Genomic DNA, 24,584 nt, shown 5'->3' with positions numbered 1-24,584 from the left:
AACCGCTCGCCCCTAGCAAGGACATTTCTGAGAAAGGTATTATCCCTGTACGGGTTTAGCATTCGGCAGATCATCCCTGAGCCATGGCAAAGACGGTTGACCGAATGTCAAACTCCTACAATTTATGGGGATAAATGATTTTGGAGATGATCTCAATTCGCTTTACGCCATGACCCTTAGCCCGATCGCTACAGGGTAACGGTATAGGCATCACGGATTCCCGGCACTTTCATGATCTCCGCCAGAATGCCGTCTGGGAGAGGATCATCAATGCTAAGTACCATAACGGCATCGCCCCGCACGATCTTGCGCCCCACCTGCATACTGGCAATATTGACATTGAAACTCCCCAACAGGGAACCAATTTTACCAATGATCCCCGGCATATCGCGGTGGAGAGTAAACAGCATATAGCGATTTGGCGGCACGTTCACCGGGAACTCGTCCACACTGGTAATGCGAATTTCCGAATCCCCTAACAGCGCTCCGGATACCGAGTGTTCGCCCAAAGAGCCGGTTGCCGACAGGTGGAGTGATCCCGTGTAGTCCCGAATTGCGGCATCCCGAGTTTCAATCACATGAATGCCGCGTTCCTTGGCTTCCAGGCTGGCATTCACATAGTTGACCCGTTCTTGCAAGGCATGGGAGAGCAGACCTTTGAGTGCGGCGACCACGATCGGTTGGCTTTGGTTGGTTGCCAATTCCCCTTGCAGCCGGATATTTAAGGACTCGATCCGACCACCTGCCAGTTGGGCGACTAAGTTCCCCAGGGTTTCTGCCAGTTGCAGATAGGGGCGCAGTTGTTCCAACAAATCGGGACGTAGACCGGGAATATTCACCGCCGATCGCGCCGGGAGTCCCAGCAACACATCACGAATTTGTTCTGCCACATCGATCGCGACATTCACCTGAGCTTCTTCGGTAGAAGCCCCTAAGTGAGGAGTTAGCACCATTTCTTTGCCCAATTCCCGCAGGGAAGACTCACCCAACGGTTCAGAGGCAAACACATCCAGCGCCGCTCCGGCAATTCTGCCTTGCTTCAAAGCTTCCGCCAGGGCTGCTTCATCGACAATGCCGCCTCGGGCGCAGTTGACAATGCGAGCATTAGGCTTCATTTTGGCGATCGCATTGGCATTGATCAGATTAGTAGTTTCGGTGGTCTTGGGCAGGTGCAGAGTAATGTAATCTGCTTCCTGCAACAGAATGTCGAGATCAACCAGCCGACAGCCCAACTGTTCCGCTCGCTCATTCGACACGAAGGGATCATACGCCAGCAACTTCATGCCCATTGCCTGAGCCACGGTTGCCACATGGGCACCAATTTTGCCTAAGCCCACGATCCCCAGGGTTTTCTTATAAACTTCAACCCCTGTAAAGCTTTTACGATCCCACTTGCCCCCTTTCACGGATTGATTGGCGGCAGGAATGTAGCGGGACATGGATAGCATCATCGCTAATGTATGTTCGGCGGCAGCGATCGTATTGCCTTCAGGGGAATTGACCACGACGATCCCCTTACGGGTAGCTGCCATGACATCGACATTATCAACACCGACCCCAGCCCGACCAATAATCTTGAGATTTTGGCTGGCTTCAATTACCTCCTGCGTGACACGAGTCCCAGAACGAATCATCAAGGCATCATATTCAGGAATGGTTTGAATCAGTTCTTCGGGCGACAGGTTCGTTTTCACATCAACCTGGGCAACCTGCGACAGAATATCAATTCCAACCTGGTCGATCGGATCAGAAACAAGAACCTTAGGCATGATCAACAGATACGAGTGAACAAACAACAGGTAGCCCTATGCGGCAACAGTTAATTTTTGAGAGCTATAACAGGCGTGAATTAGCTACCGTAAATCAGTCAGGATAAACTCTCTCAAATTAAGACAGAGATTGCTATTGCCGATCGGTCAGGCTATTTACAATACGTTATTTCGGATCCCAATTTATTGAAACCGCCCGATTATTTTAATTAGTTCCAGCAATTCATCCCCCTCATCTTCCCCACCTGCCCCTTCCCCGCTCCTGTTACCCTAAATAGTGGTGCTGACTATAAATCAACGCGTAGGGTTATGAATTATCTAGTGGCTGTATTGAGCGATCGCATCCAGGCAGAAGCCGCTTACTCAGCCTTGGAGCAGGCAGAGTTACAGATGAGTAATGTGGCAATTTTAGGCAAAGGCTATCAAACTGCCGATGAGTATGGGTTGATTGATCCCAACAAACGTGCCAGTCAATTAGCCCGACTGATGTCATTCTGGTTGGTGCCGTTTGGCTTTGCGGCAGGCACGACGTTTAGCCTGATTACCAACCTCCATACCTTTGCCTGGGCAGGAGAAATTGGTAATCACTTGATTGGAGGTTTATTAGGGGCAATTTCTGGCGCGATGGGCAGCTTCTTTGTCGGAGGTGGCGTGGGATTGGCGATCGGGGGTGGCGATGCCTTACCCTACCGAAATCGGCTGAATGCCGGAAAGTACTTGATTGTGGTTAAGGGTTCCGAAACCCTGACGCGACAAGCCAGCAAAATTATTAAGCAGTTTGAGCCGGAGAATATTCAGGGTTACAGCGAAGACTAGAATTGGCGTGTCCAGTCCTGCCAGCGCTCGACCACGACTTTGGTTTGGGTGAAAAACTCGACGGCTTGCTGTCCCTGTCCATGCAGGTCACCGAAGAAGCTATCTTTCCAGCCACTAAACGGAAAGAACGCCATCGGTGCGGCAACGCCAATATTGATCCCAATGTTACCCGCTTCGGCTTCGTAGCGGAATTTTCGTGCCGCCGCACCGCTACTGGTAAATAAACAGGCCATGTTGCCGTACTGTCCCTGGTTAATCAGGGCGATCGCGTCATCGATCGTCTCTAAGTGAATCAAGCTCAATACAGGCCCAAAGATTTCGGTGTACGCCAGTTCGCTGGTGGGATCAAGGTTTTGCAGGATTGTCGGTCGAATAAAGTATCCCTGTTCATAGCCAGGGATCGCCGGATTCCGCCCGTCTACTAACACCGTGGCACCAGAGTTAGCTCCCTGCTGGATCAAATGGTGGATACGATCTCGACTTTGGGCGGTAATTACAGGTCCCATCTGTACCCCATCCTCCAGTCCATAACCGACTCGCCGGGATTGGGCAGTATCCGCGATCGCCTCCGTAAACGTCTGTTTGGCTGCCCCAACAGTAATTGCCACAGCAGCGGCTAAACACCGTTGTCCGGCACAACCAAAGGCGCTGTCTGCCATAATCCGGGTGGTTAACTCCATGTCCGCATCGGGCAGCACAATCACGGGATTTTTCGCCCCCCCCTGACACTGGGCCCGTTTGCCATTCGCCGCCGCTCGACTGTAGACGTAACGGGCGATCGGGGTCGAGCCCACAAAACTAATCGCCCGAATCGTGGGATGGTCAAGCATGGCATCGACTACGGTCTTCGCGCCATTCACCAGATTTACGACCCCATTGGGTAAGCCCGTTTGTTCCAGCAACTGCATGATCTGCTGTAGGGTGAGCGGCACTTTCTCTGAGGGTTTAATCACACAGGTATTGCCACAGGCGATCGCGTAGGGCATAAACCAGAACGGGATCATGCCCGGAAAGTTAAACGGTGCAATGATGGCTGTCACGCCCAAAGGTTGCCGGATCATGAACTCATCAATGCCTCTGGCAATGTCTTCCGAGTTGTAGCCCTGCATCAGCATGGGAATACCACAGGCAACTTCGACATTCTCGATCGCCCGCCGCAGTTCACCCCGAGATTCCGCCAGGGTCTTGCCACATTCCATCGTGATCGTGCGAGCCAGGGATTCCAGATGTTCTTCCAGTAATGCCTTGAGTTTGAACAGATATTGAATGCGATCGCTGGCAGGAGTGCGTCGCCAATGGATGAAGGCAGTAGCCGCCGCTTGCGCTGCCTGATCCACTTCACTGGCAAGCGATAGGGGCACAGTCGCTAGAACTTCCGTTGTGGCGGGATTTACGACCTCCAGAAACTCAGTGGTACTGGAAGCAACCCATTGCCCGTTGATGTAATTTTGCAGAACTGGAGACGAACCCATAATGGCGCTAGTTGATAGTGCGATCGTCCGTACAGAGCGGAACTGAACCCACCTATACTATTACTCGGCGTTCCCTTTCATCTACTGATTGCTTTATGCGGGTTGTGATTCAGCGAGTGCGATCGTCTCAAGTCCTGGTCGATGGGCAGGTGATCGGCAGGATTGGACAGGGGCTAAATCTGTTAGTCGGCATCACCGACACGGATACCACCGCCGAACTGGATTGGATGACACGAAAATGTTTGGAACTGCGGTTATTTCCGGCTGGGAATGGTGGTCGGTTCGATCAGTCTGTGCAGGAAATTAGCGGCGAGTTGCTCGTAGTTAGTCAATTTACCCTGTATGGCGATTGTCGCAAAGGTCGCCGTCCTTCCTTCGATCGCGCGGCGGCTCCGCCCCAGGCTGAAGCCTTATATAACCAGTTTGTCACCAAACTGCGATCGTCCGGGTTGCGGGTAGAAACGGGTCAGTTTGGTGTCATGATGCAGGTGACGATCGAGAATGATGGACCGGTCACGATCCTGCTAGAACGCGAGGCTGAACCCCACTAAGGTCGGACACGGCTAGCAAAATAATTTTGCGGATTTTCCGCCACCCAGCCTAAGTTTGATCGCGATCGCACTTCAAAATGCAAATGGGGAGTGGGAGAACTGGGCTGACCACTTGTGCCCACGGTGGCGATCGCCTGTCCCCGCCTGACGGTTTGCCCCGCTTTTACTTGCATGGTTCCCAGTTGGGCATAGCGCGTTTGCAACCCTTCGGCATGATTAATCACCACCAGATTGCCATAAGCCCCCTGCACTCCAGCAAAGGCAACGGTTCCATCTCCGACTGCCACCACGACAGTACCGGCAGCCGCTTCTAAATCAACCCCACTATGAAATGCCACTTTCCCCGTGGTAGGATGCACGACCCAGCCATAACCCAGAAGTTCGATCGCTGGAGTCGTCGTCTGTCCCCCTAAGGGCGATCCTGCCAAAATCCGCCGTTCCTGGGCTGAAGGAGTCGCATTAGGAGTCGCGATCGGGGACCAATTGACCCCCGGCACAAATACCACTCTGGGATTGGGCTGACACCCATTCACCTCAAACAACACATCAGGACGCACATTATATTGTTTCGCCACATCCTTGAGGGTTTGGTTGGCGGCAAGCTGAACCCGAATGCCGTTGTAAGGCGGAACTAAAATTTCACTACCGACAGTAACGTTGCCACCCCGTAAGCCAGGATTCATCCCCATCAGTGTGGCTGGAATCAGCTCATAGTTTTGAGCAATACTGGCAAGGGTTTCCCCCGCCGTTACCCGATGTCGAGTTAACCGAGACAGCACAGGCGGGGCACAGGTTGCCTGAGGAGAGGTTTGGGCGTGAAGTGGCAATGGCGACAGAGGGTGTTCAACCAGTATTTCCCCTAGCAACACAATTAGGCTCAATACTAGCAACCGATTCAGCTTCATAGGTCAGGTTTAAATTCAAGGAATAGGTCGTGACTGGCTCACTGTGGTTGAAGATTCCGCCCAGGCAGTCTAAGTTCCAGTTAGAGTAGGGTTAGGATGTCCGCTATTCTTTACTTACGATCATGTCGTTATCGTTCAAACAATTGGCGACCTATGTATCATTACTCATTATCGGGGGTGGTGCGGGATTGCTAGGAAGCCAATATCTCATTAGTCAAGGACGCTCTTCATCTAATCTATCCAATCCACCCCTCTCCCAACCGTTAATGGGGACGAACGATCGCGCGATCGCGTTAGCACCGGGTAGTAATAACAACGCTAACTTTATTGCGTTAGCGGTTGAGCAGGTTGGGCCTGCCGTGGTTCGGATTGATGCGGCGCGGCGGGTGTCGAGTGACCTGCCGGATGCCATGCGTAATCCCTTCTTTCGGCGGTTCTTTGGGGATGATATGCCCATGCCGAGGGAACGGGTGGAACGGGGGACAGGCTCTGGCTTCATTCTGGCGAATGATGGACGGATTTTGACGAATGCCCATGTGGTCGCCGGAACAGATTTGGTTGAAGTGACGCTGAAGGATGGGCGATCGTTTGAAGGGAAGGTGGTTGGTGCAGATCCGGTGACAGATGTAGCCGTGGTCAAAATTGAAGCAACGGGGCTACCGACGGCTAAATTAGGCAGGTCGGAAACCTTAATTCCCGGTCAATGGGCGATCGCGATCGGCAATCCCTTAGGTCTGGATAATACAGTCACCGCCGGAATTATCAGTGCTACCGGACGTTCCAGTTTTCAAGTCGGTGTCCCGGATAAACGAGTTAGCTTCATTCAAACCGATGCCGCGATTAATCCCGGTAACTCAGGCGGTCCGCTACTCAACGATCAGGGTGAGGTGATTGGCGTGAATACGGCGATTCGGGCAGATGCTCAGGGCTTGGGCTTTGCCATTCCGATCGAAACGGCTCAACGGGTTGCCGAACAATTATTTGAAAAGGGTAAAGTTGAGCATCCATTTCTGGGTATCCAAATGGTTGATTTAACGGCCGCGATTCGCAAAGAACTGAGTCAAGATAGTAACTTTAGACTGAAGATTAATCAGGATGACGGGGTGTTAGTGGTACGGGTGATTGAGAATTCTCCCGCCGCGCAAGCCGGGTTTCAGGAAGGAGATATTATTCAGAAAATTGATGGCAATGAGGTGAAGACTGCGGCTGATGTGCAACAAAAGGTAGAAGGAACCGCGATCGGCGAGGTGCTTCAGGTGGAGATTATCCGCAATGGACAACCTCAAACCTTACAAGTCAAACCAGGTGCTTTCCCGGCGGACAATAGTCGCTGATCACTGCCGTTGTTGGCAATTTGTTGCACACCTATTCACTCGATTACTCCTCTATGGCAGCCGCGAAAAAATCCAAGTCTGCACAATCACACCATTCCGCGACCGATCGCGTCGCTTACTCTGAGTTTGGCAACCCTGCCAATCCCAATGCCTTGCAGCGAGGTGTACCTGACCTACCTCCTAATCAACAAAATGTACGGGTCGAAGCGTCTAGCAAAGGACGTAAAGGCAAAACGGTCACGATCGTTCGCGGCTTTCAAGCCAGTGACGATACCTTAGCCGATTTACTCAAAAAGTTAAAAACGACCTGTGGCGCTGGCGGCACGATTAAGGACAATGAGATCGAAATCCAGGGTGATCACAAACAGAAAATTGTGCAGTTTTTGCTGCAATTAGGCTACAAAGCTAAAGCGAGTGGAGGTTAGCCGCAAACTAGCCTTTAGTATTGGTTGCCAGATTTGCGGTGGTTGACTGCGGTTACGCCCGTTGGCTCTAGCACCTTACCATTGTTAACAACCGCATACAGCAACCAGTGATCGCCACATTCCATCCGGTTCTGCACCGTACATTCCAAATATGCCAGGGCTTCAGTCAAAATTGGGCAACCATTGGTAGCTTCCGCTGTAGCCACATCAGCAAAGGGGTATTCTCCAGGCTCCCGCTGTTTGAGAAAATGGCGGCGGACGTTTCTGCCCTCTTTGAGAATATTAATGACAAACTGTTCACCGGGATGAATCAACAGTTCGGCGGCATGGTTTTTGGCAACCGCGATCGTCAGTCCGGGTGGGCTAAAGCTGGCTTGGGATACCCAGGAGGTGAGAAAGCCAAATTGTGTACCTCCCAGGTTGGCAGTGATCACACACAACGAACCGGGAATCCGCCCAACGGCCTGCCCTGTGCGATCGGTTTGGGCTTCGGCTGCCATTTGGCGAGGTGCATAGGCTTTTTTCGACTTTTTCAAGGTCTGAGCAAACTCACTGCCTGCTGCTTGACACTGCTGCAACACCTCGTCCGTGGGGGCAAACTTTACCCGAATTGGCTCAAACCCAAATGGATATCCGGCATCTTGCAGCTTACTTTCCAGCAAATCTACCGCTTCACCACTCCAGCCATAGGAACCAAACACCCCAGCCACTTTCGTCTTAGCCGCCGTAGACAGAATAATGCCTAATGCCGTCTGAATCTGGGTTGGCGCGTGACCTCCGAGTGTCGGTGAACCAATGATGAAGCCATCACATTGGTCGATCGCGGTAGTAATTTCGGCTGGGGTGGCAAATTCGCAGTTAATACTCTGAACTGCAACTTCCGCTTCGGTAATGCCCTGGGCGATCGCCTGGGCAACGGTTGCCGTATTGCCATAGGCAGAGGTGTACAGCAGGGCAACCCGGAGTTCCTTCGTTTGTTGTTGCTGACACCAGAGTTGATAATCCAGGGTCAAGCGACTGAAGCTATGGCGCACGATCGGACCGTGGGCAGGGGCATAGATGCGAGCCGGGAAGCTCGACAGCCGTTCCATTGCCGCCTCGACCTGTGGAGCTTGCACCGCATGGAGGCAGTTGAAATAGTAGGCTCGATCGGCTTCCAGCGATCGCCAGTGTTCATCCATCACCTCCTCATCACACACATGTGCCCCGAATAACTTGTCGGTATAGAGGATGCAAGTTTTCGGATCATAGGTACATAAAGCATCCGGCCAGCGCGGAGTCGGCACAAAACAAAATTGCAGTTCGTGCCCCATGCCTAAATCTAAAACCTCATCACCTCGAACGGGCTCAATCCGGAGTTCTAAGTCGGGAAATGCCGATTTCAGAGCGATCGCTCCTGGTTTAGAACAAATAACGATCGCTTGAGCCGCCAGTTCCAGCAAAACTTTGAGCGTTTCCATCCGATTGGGATTGACATGCCCCAGAATCAGATAGTTGAGTTTTTGGAAGTAAACCTGCTGGTGTAACTCCGTCACATAAATTTGCGTGAATGAGCCACCCGGCGGATCGATTAAAGCACTCTTACTGGCTTGAATTAAATAGGAATTGGCGGTCGTCCCTCGCTGACGGGCATACTCTACTTCAAATTTGAGGCGATCCCAGGTGCGCGATCGCAGGACAGTCGTGTTCTCACCAATCGGGGCAACTTGAACGTCGCGAGGTTTCACATCAGCCATACGGTTCGATCGGGGAGTAGGGTGAACAAGGAGTAGACCAGACGGAGTAGGACGGTTCAGTTGCATTGTAGGGGCAACATAGGGATGCCTGAGAACCAGCCAGAATGAGCCATTACCCAGTCGTCTGGTTTCAGTCTACGCCTTTTAGGGCATTGATTCCAGCTTAAGTTCAACGGTACTTATAAGTCATCAATTGTAATATTCTATTTATTTATCAATGTCATCAAAGATGGCAAAATGATACCCCCCTCACCTGCAACTGACAGGCAAAGGGGGGCAGTTTAACGCGATCGCAGAATATACCCTAGCAGTCCCTACAGAGTTTGCGATCGCAGACAGATTCGCTTAAGCCACCCAGTTACGAGCCACGACTTCTGCCAGGTCAACGACCCGTTGGCTATAGCCCCACTCGTTGTCGTACCAGGCCACCACTTTCACCATATCGCCACCCATCACCATCGTCAGGGCTGCGTCTACGATCGAGGATTCATCCGTCCCCGCATGGTCGCTAGACACTAGAGGCAGATCGCAATACTTCAGGATGCCTTTCATCGGACCTTCTGAAGCCGCTTTCAGCACCTCATTCACTTGTTCAGAGATGGTGCTCTTTTCAACCTGGACGACTAAATCAACGATCGACACATTAGGGGTGGGAACCCGCAAGGCAATCCCGTTCAGCTTGCCGCTCAGTTCCGGTAGCACCAGTGCCACGGCTTTAGCTGCTCCAGTGGAGGTTGGCACAATGTTCATCGCCGCCGCCCGAGCCCGACGTAAATCACGGTGGCTGGCATCCAGTAAGCGTTGGTCGCCAGTGTAGCTGTGCGTGGTGGTCATCGTCCCTTTGATGATGCCGAAGTTGTCATGCAATACTTTGGCGACGGGAGCAAGACAGTTAGTGGTACAGCTGGCATTACTAATAATGTTGTGCTTGTGGTGATCGTAGTCCTGATGGTTCACACCGACCACAAACGTGCCATCTTCATTCTTACCGGGTGCTGTAATCAACACTTTTTTCGCACCTGCATTCAGGTGTTTAGAAGCCCCTTCCTTGCTAACGAAAACCCCAGTAGATTCAATAATGAGATCAATATCCCAGGCTTTCCAGGGCAAGTTCTCGGGATTACGGTCGGATGTACACTTGATGACTTTGCCATTGACGGTCAGGGTATTCTCATCAGCCTGAATATCTGCATTCAGCTTACCCAGCATCGAATCGTATCTCAGCAGGTGAGCGTTCGTTCTGGGGTCAGAAGTGTCATTAATCGCAACTATTTCAATCTGGCTATCTTGCCTGGTTAGCCAGCAACGCATGAAGTTGCGCCCAATACGTCCGAAGCCGTTAATCGCTACTCTAATCACTGCGTCTTGCCCTCTGTCTACTAAATAGATACCGATAGTCAAACCCGATCATAAGGCGGTAGTGGAACCAAGTGCAATAACTGAATCAAGCGGGTACAACTGCCCAAATTCACTAAGAAAAGCTGGATCTAGACCAGTCATCGATCGTCGGATACCGGCTTCATGATGGGCTATCACTCAGGATTAGCCCCTCTGCTGAGGGCAATGTAAAGTTCCCTGACTCAGGGTTATCTCTGGCAACTACTTGCTTAAGCCTTTGTATCGTTATATTAACATAATGAGTAGGTATTTTAACTTATTTGTACAGATTATGAGCGACAATGTATGAGCGCACCGCTTCCGGTACCAGGTCGGCGATCGATTGTCCTAACTGGCAGCGTTGCCGAATCAAGCTGGAGGACACGGGAATGGGCGTGAGCGGGAGCAGATGCCAGCGCAGGTGCAGCGATCGCTGAGCTAGTTGCTGGCTGACGCAGTCAATGGTGGCTTTAACGTCGCCATTTCGAGGGGCAATCAGCCAGGTACATTGCTGAACCAGTTCTTCACAGCCCTGCCAATGCGGTAGGGTTTGGAACGCATCTTTGCCAATAATCCAATACCAATCCGTGTTGGGGTATTGGCGGTGCAAGGCTTGCCAGGTGGCAATGGCAAACGATCGCCCACCCCGCTGAGCTTCTAGATCGGATGCCAAAAATAACGGCTGATCCGCAATTGCCCGTTGTACCATTTCCAACCGATGCGGGAATGCTAGTAAAGTCTGTGGTTTGTGAGGAGGACAATACGTTGGTACCCAAATTATGCGATCGAGAGCCACCCGATTCAGTGCCGTTTCGGCAATCAAGCGATGCCCCCAATGCACTGGATTAAAACTGCCACCAAAAATGGCTACGGTATTCATGCTTCGACAGTAGCCGCCCGATTTAATGCACTGATAGAGATTTAGCCAACCCAATCCTGAGTCAAAGAAGTTACCGGATTGATGCCGCGATCGCGGGTGTTTAGATACTATCTAAACCAAATTCCACCGGGAAAATGGCAATTAACTAGCATAAGGCAGATGCGGAAAGACCTGGCAATTTGTTACTTACTGTTTACTGGCAATTTCTAGCCAAACCACAGGTTTTCCTAAACCATTAGATTAAACGAAAAAAATTGAAAGGGAGTGATATAACTTTCAGAACACTCAATACAACTGGGCAGACTCCAGAGCACAATTCCTCCAAAGAGGTGCAAAACCATCGCATTGTGAGGAGAAATATGGTCTACACCAAATTTGAAACCTAGACAATATATGCACCAGAGCAAAATCTGCCTAGAGCAATAAATCCTTAACCAGGCGGTATGCCGAAAAGGTAATTCTTGATATGATAACGCGTGAGAATTGGTACGGTGTGGTGTGTGAGGATCTCAAGATGCCAAATTCTGTCGATTTCGGCGGCAGACCGTTTCACTTTATTGGTATAGGTGGAATTGGAATGTCAGCACTGGCGTATGTACTTGCTAAACGCGGGTTGCCTGTGTCTGGCTCAGATTTACGCCTCAGCCACATTACACAACGGCTGCAAGAAAACGGAGCCCATATTTTTTGGAGCCAAGAGCCAGCCAACTTAGAGTTTTTTCAATCTAAGACAATTACGGCTCAACCCGTCGCGGTTCCTACCGCACGATCATTGACTGCATCAGTTGAAACCAGGGTGTCTAAACAACCTGAGGTGAGCTATTCCCGATCAGTCTCAAAACTACCTCAGGTGATCTGCTCAACCGCAATCCACTCAAACAATGCCGAATATCAAGCGGCACTTGAGTTAGGCTGTCCAATCTTTCACCGTTCCGATGTCCTGGCCGGCTTAATGCAGGACTATCAAGGCATTGCTGTTGCTGGAACTCATGGTAAAACCACAACCAGCAGTTTAATTGGCTACCTAATGGTACAGGCGGGACTCGATCCCACGATCGTCGTGGGAGGCGAGGTCAATGTCTGGCAAGGCAATGCTCGGGTTGGGCAAGGCTCCCATCTGGTGGCTGAAGCCGATGAGTCGGATGGGTCTTTAGTGAAACTAACGGCTCAAATTGGCATTATTACCAATATTGAACTCGATCACCCCGATCACTACAGTAGCCTGGATGAAGTCGTCGAGATCTTCCAAACCTTTACTCAGAATTGCCAGACGGTAATTGGGTGTTTGGACTGTCCGACGGTGCGCGATCGCTTACCACCCACGATCAGCTATAGCCTTGACCCCAACCGGGGCGCTGACTATACCGTTGACTGCATTACCTATCGGGCAGAAGGAACGATCGCCAGAGTCTGGGAACGGGGAGCAATTCTGGGTCGGCTCAATGTCAAGCTGCTGGGTCAACATAACCTGAGTAACGCCTTAGCGGCCGTAGCGGTTGGGCGATTGCTCGGTCTGGAGTTCTCTGTGATTGCCCAGGCGATCGCCATCTTTGAAGGGGCGCGGCGACGGTTTGAGCGGCGCGGCGAATACAACGGCATCCTATTTGTGGATGACTACGCCCATCACCCCAGTGAACTCCGGGCGACCTTAGCGGCTGCCCGACTGCAAATCCAAGATACGCCTGTCTGTCCCTGGAAACGAGTCGTCGCAATTTTTCAGCCCCATCGCTATAGTCGTACCCAAACCTTTTTGGCGGAGTTTGCCGAAGCGTTTGGCGATGCCGATATGGTCGTCCTCAGCGATATCTATAGTGCCGGTGAACCGAATCCGGGTAACTTAACTGGCGAGCAGGTTGCCAGCTTAGTGGCGCAGCACCATCCTCAGGTTTACTACCAAGCTTCTCTCCCGTCGATCAGCCAGTTCTTAAGCCAGGTGCTGATGCCAGGGGATATTGCCCTATTTTTGGGAGCCGGTAATCTCAATCAGTTGATTCCAGAAGTGATGGCGTTTCACCAAGGGATTGAGCAGAGCCTATCTCAAACTTGGTGTAACCAGGCTTGATGGTAAAACTGCACACTGATTTGAGTAATCTTGACGAACCAGAACCGATTAACAGGTTTCTGAATATTGGGGCATAATTGCAGCGACTTCACTATGACTCTCTCATTCAACCCTCCTAAAGTGGCATCCTCTGACGCAGCCAGTTTGCAGCCGAAAGTGGCTAAACTTCCAAGACCAGCCAGCACAACACTTTCTAATGTCCAGCAAATTCGCCTACCCGGTACAGACTGCCTGATCAAAGCGCAAGTTTCTCTCGCGGCGTTCACCTCCTTTCGAGTCGGCGGGCCGGCCGAGTGGTATGTTGCCCCGCAACACCTCGAAGAGTTGCAAGCCAGTTTTGAATGGGCGTATAGCCAACGCTTGCCGATTACCCTGCTCGGGGCTGGCTCAAATTTACTGATCAGCGATCGCGGGCTGCCTGGGCTAGTCATCAGCACCCGACGACTCCGCCGTTTGGAATTTAACGCCGACTTGGGGCAGGTTACAGTCGGGGCAGGAGAACCGATTCCCAGGTTAGCTTGGCAAGCCGCCGATCGGGGTTGGCAAGGCTTGGAATGGTCGGTCGGCATTCCGGGCACTGTCGGAGGAGCCGTGGTGATGAATGCGGGTGCCCACAATAGTTGTACGGCGGATTATCTGGTCAATGCTCAGATTTTGCTGCCGAATGGCACCACCAAACTCCTGACTCCAGCCGAGCTCAACTATCAATACCGTACCTCGGTGCTGCAAGGCAAAGATTGGTTAGTCACCCAAGCCACCTTCCAATTGCACCCAGGAGCCGACCCCGCCATCGTGACGGCGGACACCAGCCAACATCTGAATCAACGACGGGCAAGCCAACCCTATCACTTACCCAGTTGTGGCAGTGTGTTTCGTAACCCGGATGCCTATAAAGCGGGCTGGTTAATTGAACAAACGGGGCTAAAAGGGCATCAGATTGGCGGGGCACAGATTGCGCAACGTCATGCCAACTTTATTCTCAATTGTGGGGGAGCTACGGCAACCGATATTTTCCAACTGATCCGGCATGTGCAGCAACAGGTGGAAAAGCATTGGGCACTGAGGCTAGAGCCTGAAGTGAAGATTCTGGGTGAGTTCCAGGCGGCTTAAGTAGCGCTCCAGCAAATTTGACAAAAAATGACCCTGCTTCGATCGGCAGTGTCATAATGAAACCATTGGTTGTGTACACTCAACTCGTACCTCATTCATAAAATACGTATGGCACAAGGACAGGGATTTGGCTTCGGTCTCGGCAAAATGAAAGAGCTGACAGAAGCCTTTAAAAAAGCTCAACAGGTTCAAGAAGGGGCTAAGCGCCTTCAGGAAGAACTAGAGCAAATGGAAATCGAGGGTGAAGCTGGTGGTGGGCTGGTGAAGGTTGTCCTCAGTGGCAACCAGGAACCACGTCATGTCAGCATTTCACCAGATGCCCTGAAGGAAAGTCCAGAAACGGTCTCTGACCTGGTGTTGACAGCCATGCAGAATGCCTACCGCAAATCTACAGATACCATGCGGGAAAAAATGGAAGAACTGACCGGTGGGCTGAATCTCCCAGGGCTATAGTCATTGGCTCTCTAAAGGCTAATTCTGGCAGGTTGGTTTGCCAGTTGCCCAGGATTGTTTGAAGGCAAATATTCCCGATCGCTTCTTTAGCTGGTCGAAGTAATTCCGTCAGCAGCACAAAGGGCTGAGTATCCGATCGTCGATCGCCGATTCTCAGTTCTTTGTTTTGCAGATGTCGTTGTTGTTACACCACCCAAACTAGAGATTACCGATGTCCTACAAATTACTGTTTGTTTGTCTGGGAAATATTTGTCGTTCTCCGGCGGCAGAGGGCATCATGAATCATTTGATTGCCCAGGCGGGGTTGAGTGAACAAATTACCTGTGACTCCGCCGGTACTTCCAGTTATCACATTGGCAGTTCTCCCGATCGGCGTATGACCGCCGCCGCCCACCAACGCGGCATTCCCCTCTCCAGTCGGGCTCGCCAATTTCATGCCGATGATTTTGCCGCATTTGATCTCATTCTGGCGATGGATCGAGATAACTATGCCGACATTTGCGCCCTAGACCCCAGTGGCAAGTATCGCGATCGCGTCCGGTTAATGTGTGATTTTTGTACCCATCATTCCCTCCGGGAAGTCCCCGATCCCTATTACGGCGGGGCAGAGGGATTCAATCAAGTCATTGATCTATTAATGGATGCCTGCACCGGACTGCTAGAGGAAATTAAGCCCCAGTTAGCCCTGCGTCAACCCTAAATCCGGCTTCAGTCCACTAAATGGTGATCCATCGCGAACCGGACGAGTTCTGCCCGGTTATTGGTATCTGTTTTGCGCAGGAGATTACTGACATATTTCTCGATCGTGCGCGGGCTGAGATGCAGACGATCGCCAATCTGGGTATTGGGTAAGCCATCGGCTAATAACCGTAATACCTCATTCTCCCGTTGAGTCAGGCTGGGCATCGAGGGCAGGTGAGAGCTAGCCGGTTTGACGCTGGCAGCAGAGGCGACGGGTTGAGCCGTAACTTCTAAGGAACGGGAACGCCATTCCATCTCAATCATCTGGAGCCGTTCCAATAGATTGCGGACGACGGCTCCTAGTTCTTGCAACTCAAAGGGCTTTGGCAGATAAACATCACACCCTAACTGGTAGCCCCGAATGCGATCGTGCATGTCGGTACGAGCCGTGAGAAATACAACGGGAAGCAAGCGCAACGCTGGACTTTGCCGCACCTGACGAACAAACTCATAGCCATCCATTTGGGGCATTGTGATATCTGTAACAATCAGATGCGGGTGATACTTTTCCACCAGGTTCAAAGCATCTCGACCATTTTCAGCCGATACCACTAAATACCCTGCGGCTTCCAGGTAATCCCCGATTGATAAACGCGTTCCTAAGTCGTCATCCGCTACCAGGATCGTCAAAGGCATGAGAAGCAAGCCATCCGTACTGTTCATGAATGCAACGGAATCAAGCCAATTCAGAAATCTCGATATTCTATGACTTGAATTCCTACTTGAATCATTGCGTTATCTATATTTTCCATTCCTGCCCAACGGATAAATCATAGCTATTCTACACCCGTAGAAAATAAGCGTTCCTGAAGTCGCTGACTATAAAAACAATTGATTATACATTTAATGATTAATTGAACTGCCTGATACTGACGGCAGAACACCGGGAAGAAAAATGGCACTTGACGTGCTCCACCCTAAATCACATACCTGTACTCTAACCCAATCTTTAGGGTAATTGAGTCCAACCCCCATCGGAAAAATTTTCCCTGGGTAGCGGCGTACCAAAGGCATTGGCGCGATCAGCTCAGCAAACAGGAAGTCCATTAACGCCCCATATCCCGCTTGAGTTGTTCTAGCTCCTCTTCCGCCTCCCATCGTCTGAACTGTTGTTCTAATGAGTCAATGTTACGAAAGCTGCGATCGGCGGTACTGGCGGTCCAGGTAGTATTATCCCACTGGCTACCCGTTTTTGCAGTCGCCCGAGCGGCTTGAGATTCGGCAACTTTTACCTGTACTTCCTTGCGGCGTTGTTCAATTTGTTGTTGCAGCCCATGGGTTTGTTTGATCCGCTCCTTCAATACCTCCATTTGTCCCCATAGTTGATTGCCCTGACGCAATAACGTTGCCTCATGCTGCTGAGCCGGTTCCGCCAGATCTAATCGTCCCGCCGATTGCGCCTTCTCAATCCGAATATGCCAGAGTTGAATTTCGCGAGCCAGCGCCAAAATTTCATCCTGTAACCGCTTTTCCTGCATTCGCAGATCCGTCATTAGTCGCAGGGTTTCCTCTTCCTGTTCCCGCAATTTCTCCTCTAAAACCAATAATTCTAGATGCGGATTGTTGCGGAGAAACTCTTCCAGGCGTGTTTCGAGAAACCGACTGAAATCGTCGAATAAACCCATAGCAGAACTCCCAATATCAGTGTTAGGGCTAGCGAATTAAGATAGTTCACTAGATTAGTGATAACTCAACCCTAGCAACTTCTAAAAGCTCTGACCGATAAACACCGATCGCACTTCGCCATTGCGGCGAATAATGGCTTGATTTTTCGAGATTTCTACGAGCGTCCATCCACTCGAACTGATACTCTCGCCAACCCGATAGCGCTGAGTCACTCCATTAATTTCCACCAGAGCCGCAGAATCATTGCCCAAGTCCATTACGCCAACTAACGTGCGGGGAACGGCGGCAGTTACAGTTGATGGGGTGGGAGCAGTGGACGGCTTGTTGGCTGGAGCCGTGGGTGAAGATGGCAATCGGATCGCGGAACTACCACCTGGCAACGGGGCGATCGAGCTACCGGGTTGCAACAAATTCGGTGGGAGTTGATAGACCGGCACATACACCCGCTCTAAACCCGTGGGAATGCGCCCTGTCAGGGTGGCAGTGGTATGCGGTGAAATGGCTGGAGTCCCTGGCACAGACACCGGGGGTAGGGTAGTACCGGGTTGCAGTGCCGTAGGTGACAAGATCGTGCTGCCAGGAGCCGTTGAACGCTGGTCGATCGTCTGGAGCGATCGCTGCATATATTCGGCAAACTCCCGATCGTTGACCGTGGTTGGATTGACTGGAGACGGTTGCGGCACTGCCGTTGTGACTACCGTTGCCTGTTGTTGTGTTCGTTGGCTAATTAACCAGATTGCCAAGGTTACCAGAATGGAAATACAACCCAATCCCAACAAGAGGCGATCGTAGGAACGACCCATAGGACGAGGACTTGCCACTGGAGCCGATGCTGGTTCCGGGGATGACTCAACCACCGACTCCCGCAGTTCTGGCTCCCCCTCTGGGAGTGGTTGAATCATTGACGGGAGCACCAGTTGCGACGACGGGCTTGCTACTGGCGGGGAGGGTAGTGGTGGCGCGATCGCAGGTTCTTCTAGGGGTGGATGACGGTCTTGGATTGGATCAGGGTCTAGAGCCGGATTGGGTAACGACGGATTTCCCCCGTTCAAAAACCGCTCAACTTCCTCGAACAGATCATCCATCAAGTCATCCGCATAGGATTCAACGGCAAAGCCTAAAGGCTCTGAACCAAAATCCGCCTCGGATCGAAGCCTTTGCTGTTCAGCTTCAGTAGGTGGGCGATCCGAAGGGTGAAGAAGACCTGGATTGGTGCTGGCATCCTGAGACATAGGCTGCTCACTGAAAAATATCAAACGCACGACTGAAGTATAGAGGATTCGGAGCCGTTGGGAGCAGATTTCTGTACGGCTAGAGCAAGTAGATGCGGCTGATCCCTGTATCTAGTGGTTAGAGAAATGGCAAGGAATGATTCAATTTAGCAATAGAATGCCGAAAAACCCGATATCTGGGCTGAATGTTAGAAAACTATAGAAAAGCCATGCCTGCCAAAACTGCTGATTCCGTATGCCAAAGTATCAATCATCACAGGTTTGACCGACCCAGTGGTTTGACCGACCCAGAATGGAGCGATCGCGCTTTTGCCAGGGCAGCAATGCCGGATACTCGAATCCCGTGTCGCCGCAGGGTTTGAGCTGCCGATCGTGCCGTTGCCCCCGTCGTATAGATGTCATCCAGTAATAAGACTGCGCCCGTAGGGGGGTGCTTTAACCAGGCAGTACCCAGACTGAAGGCATCGGTTAGATTTTGGCTACGATCGCTAGCAGAGAGTTGAAACTGCGCTTCGGTAGAGCGCGAGCGCACCAATCCACAACGGTTGAGCGGTAAGCCCGTCAGGTCACAAAAATGTTCGGCTAAAAGTTCTGCTTGATTGAAGCCACGGCTCCGTTGTTTGTCGGCATGGAGCGGAATGGGCACCACGGTAAGGTGCGGTTTAGCTGGAGAGGTATGCGTTAACCAGGCTTGGGCTAACCACTGCCCGAGTAAACCTGCCAGTTCGGGATGATTGTCATATTTCAAAGCCGCGATCGCCCGTTTCAAGCTCCCCTGATAGCTTCCCCAAGCCAAGATCCTTAAAGACCATGGCTCCAGGTGAGTGATCTGCTCTGAGGCGGGTAGTTGACAGTGTTCAAGCTGGCGTTGGCAAGCCGGACAAACGGTTTGAGCCGTTGATCGCTGACATAGGGGGCAGGTCGTTTCCAAAAAAACTCCTAGCCACCGTTGCCAGTGCTGGCTCCATACTTTCATGCTCATCGATCGCGACTATACCTAACTTGGGTTGAATTCGCTAATGCTTCTTCAGAATGCCCACTTGAACCGCTTGGCGATCGTTCAATGTCAGTACCGATCATGGATTTATCGTGAGAAAAGTCTGTGACTGCTCCCCAAGACTTCTAAGATTGACTCATATTGAAGATTGACTCGACTCACGGTAACTGGTGGCAAACGTTTATTGGCTTCTCCAACTTCAGCCTGAACATCACTCGATCGTGGGTGGTAAAGCATTTAACCTGGGTTATTTGCTCCAGAAAGGATTTCCAGTGCTACCGGGCTTTGTGATTTCAGCACAGGTATTACGAGATTTTCTGGAAACTATTGAGTGGTTAGAACCGTTATTTGCCGATTTATCCCATTCTTCCCTCCGGCTGGATATTGAAAATTCCCAACAACTCCAGACCATTGCCCGCCAAATTCGCCAGCAAATTTATACAGCCACCCTCGCACCCTCTTTATTAACTGAGTTAGTCACAGCCGTAACCGATTTAGGTTGTTCGACGCTAATTTTGCGTCCCTCGATGGCAATGCAGACCAATGGCCGCTTGGGCAAGGACAAATTCCAGACCATATTGCCACTCAAAGCGTCTGGCTTAGTAAATATGCAGGTCTGTCGATCGGATCAAGCCAGTTTGGCACAGGGACTGAAACACGTCTGGGCAGATCTGTTTGGGGCAAAGAGTTTGTTTTACTGGCAACGATCTGGCATTCATTTGCAGCAGGTGAACTTAGCCGTATTAGTCCAACCAATTCACCCGGCGATCGCGGCTGGGATTGTGCAAACGCACGATCACCTGATCGAAATTCAGGCAACCCCCGGTCTAGGCATGGCAATCACCTGGGGGGATGTGGTACCAGACTTTTATCAAGTGCAGGCGGAGACGGGCAGCATTCAAGTGCAACAGTTGGGGCAAAAGACGATCGCCTACCGTCCCAACGCTGATCCTCACGAAACTCCGACCGGATTGCAATCCTTTTTCCTGGAGAACGACCAACAGCAACGGTATGCCCTGGAAGATAGCCATTTGCAGGAGGTGATTCAGTTAACTCAAGCCGTCAGCGCTGAAGTCGGGGACTGTCTGGAACTGGAGTGGACATTGCAGCGATCGCCCCATATCTGTCCAGCGTTATGGCTGACGCAGGTTACGCCCCAGTCTGCCGCGATCGCGAGAACCAAAACGGCAATCTTCCTCAACCCCCTGGAGAGCCTTACAGTTCGCTCTATTGTCTCTGAGATTGTTCCCCCAACCGAACCAACTGAAGCGCTCACGGCTCCTGCGCTCGTCACCGGACTCGCCGCCTCACCGGGACAGGCGATCGCCCCAGCCACCGTTATCCGCGATCTCAATCAACCCGTCAATCACATTCCGGCTGGCACCGTATTAATTGCTCCCACCATGCCACTGAACTGGATTCCCCTACTGAGGCAGGCGGCGGCGATCGTCACCGAACAAGGGGGGATGACTAGCCATAGTGCCATTATGGCGAGAGAACTCCAGATTCCCGCTGTTGTGTCTGCCACCGGAGCCACCCAACGGATTCACACCGGGGAGCAGATTGTCGTTGATGGCAATACTGGAACCGTGTATCGGTTAGCGGAAACCGATCCCCCGATCGTGGCGGAACTAATGCCGATCGCGCCCCACCGCCTCAGCCCTTTAGCAGAGACAAGCCGTGTTCGCCCTGCGATCGCCACCCGACTGATGGTGAATTTGAGTCAGTTAGACGCGTTGCAGTCCATCTCGGCATTGCCAGTGGATGGCGTGGGCCTGCTGCGATCGGAATTACTGGCAGGTCAGTTGCTAGAAGGACAGCATCCTCAATGGTGGTTGCAACAGGGACGAGCAGCGGAATTCGTCGATCGCATGGCAACGGCAATTTGCCAATTTGCTGCCGCCTTCATGCCCCGTCCGGTGGTGTATCGATCGCTAGATTTACGTCGCCATGAATTTACTCACACTGCCTTGCCCGAAGCATCCCCCCCGGAAAGCAACTCGATCGTAGGGCTCCGAGGCACCCTCCAGTACATGACCGATCCCAGCTTATTTGATCTGGAATTGGTTGCCTTAAGGCAAGTCCAGCAGTCCGGTTATCCCAATATTCAGTTAATGCTGCCCTTTGTACGACTGGTAGAAGAGTTTACCTTTTGTCGGCACCGGGCAGAACAAGCGGGACTGACGCAAATTCCCCAATTTCAACTTTGGATCATGGCAGAAGTGCCCTCGATCTTATTCTTATTACCGGATTATGTACGGGCAGGAGTCCAGGGGATTGCGATCGGTTCCAATGATCTGACTCAGTTATTGTTAGGCATCGATCGCGATAGCACTCAACCAACGGATCTTTATACGGCTCGTCATCCGGCAGTGCAACGGGCGATCGCACATCTCGTTCAACAAGCTCGCCAGCTTCATATTTCCTGCTCTATTTGTGGTCAGGCTCCGGTGCAATATCCGGAGATCATCGATGATTTGGTGCGTTGGGGGATTACCGCCATTTCCGTAGAACCCGATGCGGTAGAACCGACGTATCAAGCGATCGTCCGAGCCGAACGGCGGTTACTGTTGGAATTAGCCAGACAGCGATCGCGGCATGACCTATAATTCCATCGTTCTGCTTGCTCAGAGCCTACTGATACTTCACGGCTGTACCACTGGTCGCCACCATTAACATGCTGCCACCGTCGCCGATGGTGATGTTTTCATAGTCAATATCAATCCCGATCACCGCATTAGCTCCCAGCGATCGCGCGGCTTCAATCATTTCGCGCATGGCAATCTCCTTCGCCTCGCGCAACGATTTTTCATACATCCCCGATCGTCCACCCACAATATCTCGAATACTGGCGAAGAAATCGCGAAAAATATTGGCTCCTAAAATCGCCTCACCACTCACCACCCCGTAGTAAGCCACGATGGTTTTGCCTTCTAGCGAGTCGGTGGTAGTGACAATCATAAAACCCTGTCCTGAAAGTGATAGTGACGGTGTGAATCACGTAGCAGAGATGACTGAGCGCATTTGAAAAATTATCCGGATGCGATCGATACGTCCTCGAAAGGTAAGGGTACTTGAAGCTTCTCGTTACGTCCATCTGCACCAGGCAGTAACTCTGGTCAAGATTCATCTCCCTAAGTACATACCACAGCATTTCCCCAAATTCCGTAAAGCAACTGAAGCCGTCGGAGTGTGGAGCGGGGAAGGGGGAAGCTGTGTCAATTTCTTGGGGACATGAAGCGGTGACTGATCGTGACCTGGAGTTCAGAAGACAACCTGTACCGATTCTGATTGCTCTACACACCAAACATCCTATGAAAGCGAAATACTTACTATTGTTTGCCGCTTCTCTGTTGTTGATTGGGTCATCGCCCTCATTCAGCGCTCCCATTCAGGTGGCGATCGAGTCCAGACAACTGGCGGACAATGGTAATCAGGTTTATCAGCAGGTTAATCCGGCAGTAGTAACGGTATTTGCGGGTCGCGAGATTGGTTCGGGTAGTATTGTCAGTTCAGATGGTTTGGTGATTACCAACAACCATGTGATCCGGGGATCGCAAAATGGTTACGTATTCGTCCGCACTGCCACCGGCACCCGGTATCCTGGTCGGGTGATCGCCACCGATGTGCGGAAAGATTTGGCACTGATTCAACTCGATACACCAGAGCTACTCCCTACAGTTCAATTAGCCAGTAGCAGCGTCCAACCGGGTGAGCCAGTTTATGCGATCGGCAGTCCCTACGGTCGTCCCGGCGTGATGACTACGGGTAGCTTTAGTCGAGTGCGGGAAAATGGGGATCTGCAATCGCAAGTGATTCTGCGTCCCGGCAACTCCGGTGGTCCCTTACTGAATGCGCGGGGCGAAATGGTGGGCGTGAATAAAGCCATTCTTGATTCCCGACGTGGCAATACTGGCATCAGCTTCGCCACCAGTGTTGCAGCCACCCGAGCCTTTATTGAAGGCAATCGTCCGGGACGAGTTGCTGTCGCCCCACCAAGCTATACGCCTCGCCCTAACACAGAACCCAATCCCCTCCCCAATCTGCCGGTGCATCAACCGATTGAGTCAGCCAGCGATCGTCCCATCCGCCGCCAACTGACGAATGAAGTTGTGATCCCGGAGCCGACCTCTGGAGCCGGTTTACCCTCGTCTGTGCCGACTAATGGCCGTTTAGGGGTGATTATGGACACCCGCACCTTAGTAATTCAACAGGTAGAAAACGGTTCGATCGCGGCGAATTGTGGTTTACAGCCCGGAGATCAATTGCTGGAAATCAATGGCAGTCGTCTGGGCAGCTTCCAGGATTTGCTGCAATTTATGAGCCACCCGCCGCGCTATGCTCAATTCACGATCAGCCGTCAGGGACAACCTACCACTGTCGCCGTCAGATTTTAACTGAAGCCAGCCAACTCTGAGAATCTCTCCAAAATCCTGATGGACTGGTTAGGATGGGGGATGAAGTAAATCCGAATTGGGTTTTGAGGGCAGAGGTTGAAGCATGAAAGGTTGGCGTGGGTTAACGACGATCGCCGGGATAACAACCGTAGTCACTCTAGCGATCGGTGGGCATCAGTCCAGCATGGCTCAGGATAACAATGGCTGCTATATGGTGATGCCCTCTGGCAGTACGGTTAACCTGGATCGACTCTGTGGCAGTGGTGGCAGTAGTGGCAGGAGCAATGCGCCAGAAACTAACAATTCCGCCGCCAAAAATGTGTATACCGCCCGGATTAAATATCGCTTGTCCGGTACTCCGGTGATCGATGTCACCTTTAATGGATCTCGTACCTTCGAGATGATTCTCGATACAGGAGCCAGTGGTACATTAATTACCCGATCGATGGCCAATGCCCTCAGCGTCACCCCATTCAATCGCGGCATCGCGACGCTGGCAGATGGCAGAGCGGTTGCCTTTGATATTGGTCGAGTGACCTCGATCGCCGTCGATGGGGCTGAAATTCGGAATGTCCCCGTTGCGATCGCCGATCGGACTAACATTGGATTACTCGGTCATGACTTCTTTGGCAACTATGACGTGAAGATCAAGCAAGATGTCGTAGAATTCTACCGACGCTAAGTAGATCAACCGAACTGAT

22 protein-coding genes are annotated in these 24,584 nt (G+C 51.6%); 11 read left to right on the top strand and 11 right to left on the bottom strand.

Going from position 1 to position 24,584, the window contains the following annotated elements; translation table 11 throughout:
• Positions 1-188: 188 nt before the first annotated feature.
• Complete coding sequence (serA, locus tag ACN4EK_RS12805) at positions 189-1,769, bottom strand: phosphoglycerate dehydrogenase (protein WP_431658286.1); 1,581 nt, start codon at positions 1,767-1,769, stop codon at positions 189-191.
• Between the two features lie 309 nt (positions 1,770-2,078).
• On the opposite strand from serA, the gene ACN4EK_RS12800 reads away from it, so the two are divergent.
• Positions 2,079-2,585: a hypothetical protein gene (locus ACN4EK_RS12800; protein ID WP_431658285.1), complete on the top strand. Its 507-nt coding sequence runs from the start codon at positions 2,079-2,081 to the stop codon at positions 2,583-2,585.
• Here ACN4EK_RS12800 and ACN4EK_RS12795 read toward each other — a convergent pair.
• The gene (locus ACN4EK_RS12795) at positions 2,582-4,057 is read right to left on the bottom strand and encodes a CoA-acylating methylmalonate-semialdehyde dehydrogenase (RefSeq protein WP_431658284.1); all 1,476 of its coding nucleotides are present in this window, start codon (positions 4,055-4,057) and stop codon (positions 2,582-2,584) included. The two genes, ACN4EK_RS12800 and ACN4EK_RS12795, sit on opposite strands and share 4 nt — an antisense overlap.
• A gap of 95 nt (positions 4,058-4,152) precedes the next feature.
• Here ACN4EK_RS12795 and dtd point away from each other — a divergent pair, with 95 nt between their 5' ends.
• Complete coding sequence (gene dtd, locus ACN4EK_RS12790) at positions 4,153-4,608, top strand: D-aminoacyl-tRNA deacylase (RefSeq protein WP_431658283.1); 456 nt, start codon at positions 4,153-4,155, stop codon at positions 4,606-4,608.
• On the opposite strand, the gene ACN4EK_RS12785 is transcribed toward dtd, so the two are convergent.
• Positions 4,605-5,513 (bottom strand): LysM peptidoglycan-binding domain-containing M23 family metallopeptidase, encoded by a 909-nt coding sequence (locus tag ACN4EK_RS12785; RefSeq protein WP_431658282.1) that lies wholly within the window; start codon positions 5,511-5,513, stop codon positions 4,605-4,607. The two genes, dtd and ACN4EK_RS12785, sit on opposite strands and share 4 nt — an antisense overlap.
• Positions 5,514-5,635: 122 nt before the next feature.
• Here ACN4EK_RS12785 and ACN4EK_RS12780 point away from each other — a divergent pair, with 122 nt between their 5' ends.
• Positions 5,636-6,847: an HhoA/HhoB/HtrA family serine endopeptidase gene (locus ACN4EK_RS12780; protein ID WP_431658281.1), complete on the top strand. Its 1,212-nt coding sequence runs from the start codon at positions 5,636-5,638 to the stop codon at positions 6,845-6,847.
• A 53-nt stretch (positions 6,848-6,900) separates the two neighbouring features.
• A complete protein-coding gene (locus tag ACN4EK_RS12775) occupies positions 6,901-7,272 on the top strand; it encodes a translation initiation factor (protein ID WP_431658280.1) in 372 nt (123 codons plus the stop codon).
• Positions 7,273-7,286: 14 nt separating this feature from the next.
• Here ACN4EK_RS12775 and ACN4EK_RS12770 read toward each other — a convergent pair whose 3' ends face one another.
• The 3 genes from ACN4EK_RS12770 to nadD form a co-directional block, all read right to left on the bottom strand.
• Entirely contained in the window at positions 7,287-9,008 is a 1,722-nt protein-coding gene (locus tag ACN4EK_RS12770) for a diflavin flavoprotein (protein WP_431658279.1), read from the bottom strand.
• A 345-nt stretch (positions 9,009-9,353) separates the two neighbouring features.
• Positions 9,354-10,367: a type I glyceraldehyde-3-phosphate dehydrogenase gene (locus ACN4EK_RS12765; protein WP_431658278.1), complete on the bottom strand. Its 1,014-nt coding sequence runs from the start codon at positions 10,365-10,367 to the stop codon at positions 9,354-9,356.
• Between the two features lie 295 nt (positions 10,368-10,662).
• The gene (nadD, locus tag ACN4EK_RS12760) at positions 10,663-11,265 is read right to left on the bottom strand and encodes a nicotinate (nicotinamide) nucleotide adenylyltransferase (protein WP_431658277.1); all 603 of its coding nucleotides are present in this window, start codon (positions 11,263-11,265) and stop codon (positions 10,663-10,665) included.
• Between the two features lie 514 nt (positions 11,266-11,779).
• Here nadD and murC point away from each other — a divergent pair.
• The 4 genes from murC (at position 11,780) to ACN4EK_RS12740 (ending at position 15,590) form a co-directional block, all read left to right on the top strand.
• Positions 11,780-13,327: a UDP-N-acetylmuramate--L-alanine ligase gene (gene murC, locus ACN4EK_RS12755; RefSeq protein WP_431658276.1), complete on the top strand. Its 1,548-nt coding sequence runs from the start codon at positions 11,780-11,782 to the stop codon at positions 13,325-13,327.
• Positions 13,328-13,420: 93 nt separating this feature from the next.
• Positions 13,421-14,437 (top strand): UDP-N-acetylmuramate dehydrogenase, encoded by a 1,017-nt coding sequence (murB, locus tag ACN4EK_RS12750; protein ID WP_431658274.1) that lies wholly within the window; start codon positions 13,421-13,423, stop codon positions 14,435-14,437.
• A gap of 108 nt (positions 14,438-14,545) precedes the next feature.
• Positions 14,546-14,890, top strand: a complete 345-nt coding sequence (locus ACN4EK_RS12745; protein ID WP_431658273.1) for a YbaB/EbfC family nucleoid-associated protein — start codon at positions 14,546-14,548, stop codon at positions 14,888-14,890.
• Positions 14,891-15,101: 211 nt separating this feature from the next.
• Positions 15,102-15,590, top strand: a complete 489-nt coding sequence (locus tag ACN4EK_RS12740) for a low molecular weight protein-tyrosine-phosphatase (protein ID WP_431658272.1) — start codon at positions 15,102-15,104, stop codon at positions 15,588-15,590.
• 8 nt (positions 15,591-15,598) lie between these two features.
• Here the strand turns inward: ACN4EK_RS12740 and ACN4EK_RS12735 are convergent, their stop codons facing one another.
• The 4 genes from ACN4EK_RS12735 to ACN4EK_RS12720 all read right to left on the bottom strand — a co-directional run bounded on the left by ACN4EK_RS12735 (position 15,599) and on the right by ACN4EK_RS12720 (position 19,471).
• Positions 15,599-16,294, bottom strand: coding sequence for a response regulator transcription factor (locus ACN4EK_RS12735; protein WP_431658271.1), 696 nt, complete (start codon positions 16,292-16,294; stop codon positions 15,599-15,601).
• A gap of 383 nt (positions 16,295-16,677) precedes the next feature.
• On the bottom strand, positions 16,678-17,256 hold the full coding sequence (locus ACN4EK_RS12730) for a TIGR04376 family protein (RefSeq protein ID WP_431658270.1): 579 nt from the start codon (positions 17,254-17,256) through the stop codon (positions 16,678-16,680).
• Between the two features lie 81 nt (positions 17,257-17,337).
• A complete protein-coding gene (locus tag ACN4EK_RS12725; RefSeq protein WP_431658269.1) occupies positions 17,338-18,489 on the bottom strand; it encodes a type II secretion system protein N in 1,152 nt (383 codons plus the stop codon).
• Positions 18,490-18,742: 253 nt separating this feature from the next.
• Positions 18,743-19,471, bottom strand: a complete 729-nt coding sequence (locus tag ACN4EK_RS12720) for a ComF family protein (RefSeq protein ID WP_431658268.1) — start codon at positions 19,469-19,471, stop codon at positions 18,743-18,745.
• 185 nt (positions 19,472-19,656) lie between these two features.
• On the opposite strand from ACN4EK_RS12720, the gene ACN4EK_RS12715 reads away from it, so the two are divergent.
• A complete protein-coding gene (locus tag ACN4EK_RS12715) occupies positions 19,657-22,095 on the top strand; it encodes a putative PEP-binding protein (RefSeq protein ID WP_431658267.1) in 2,439 nt (812 codons plus the stop codon).
• Between the two features lie 25 nt (positions 22,096-22,120).
• Here ACN4EK_RS12715 and ACN4EK_RS12710 read toward each other — a convergent pair whose 3' ends face one another.
• Positions 22,121-22,447 carry a heavy metal-binding domain-containing protein gene (locus tag ACN4EK_RS12710; RefSeq protein WP_431658266.1) on the bottom strand — a complete coding sequence of 109 codons (327 nt, stop codon included), beginning with the start codon at positions 22,445-22,447 and terminating at the stop codon, positions 22,121-22,123.
• A 254-nt stretch (positions 22,448-22,701) separates the two neighbouring features.
• Here ACN4EK_RS12710 and ACN4EK_RS12705 point away from each other — a divergent pair, with 254 nt between their 5' ends.
• Both ACN4EK_RS12705 and ACN4EK_RS12700 read left to right on the top strand, forming a co-directional pair.
• The gene (locus ACN4EK_RS12705; RefSeq protein WP_431658265.1) at positions 22,702-23,883 is read left to right on the top strand and encodes a S1C family serine protease; all 1,182 of its coding nucleotides are present in this window, start codon (positions 22,702-22,704) and stop codon (positions 23,881-23,883) included.
• Between the two features lie 103 nt (positions 23,884-23,986).
• Positions 23,987-24,565 (top strand): retropepsin-like aspartic protease family protein, encoded by a 579-nt coding sequence (locus tag ACN4EK_RS12700; protein ID WP_431658264.1) that lies wholly within the window; start codon positions 23,987-23,989, stop codon positions 24,563-24,565.
• Positions 24,566-24,584: the final 19 nt, after the last annotated feature.

The sequence above is a fragment of the Pantanalinema rosaneae CENA516 genome (assembly GCF_050753385.1).
Taxonomy (GTDB): domain Bacteria; phylum Cyanobacteriota; class Cyanobacteriia; order Leptolyngbyales; family Leptolyngbyaceae; genus Pantanalinema; species Pantanalinema rosaneae.
Note: the sequence above shows the minus strand (reverse complement) of the source record. Positions and strands in the feature narration are given on the sequence as shown.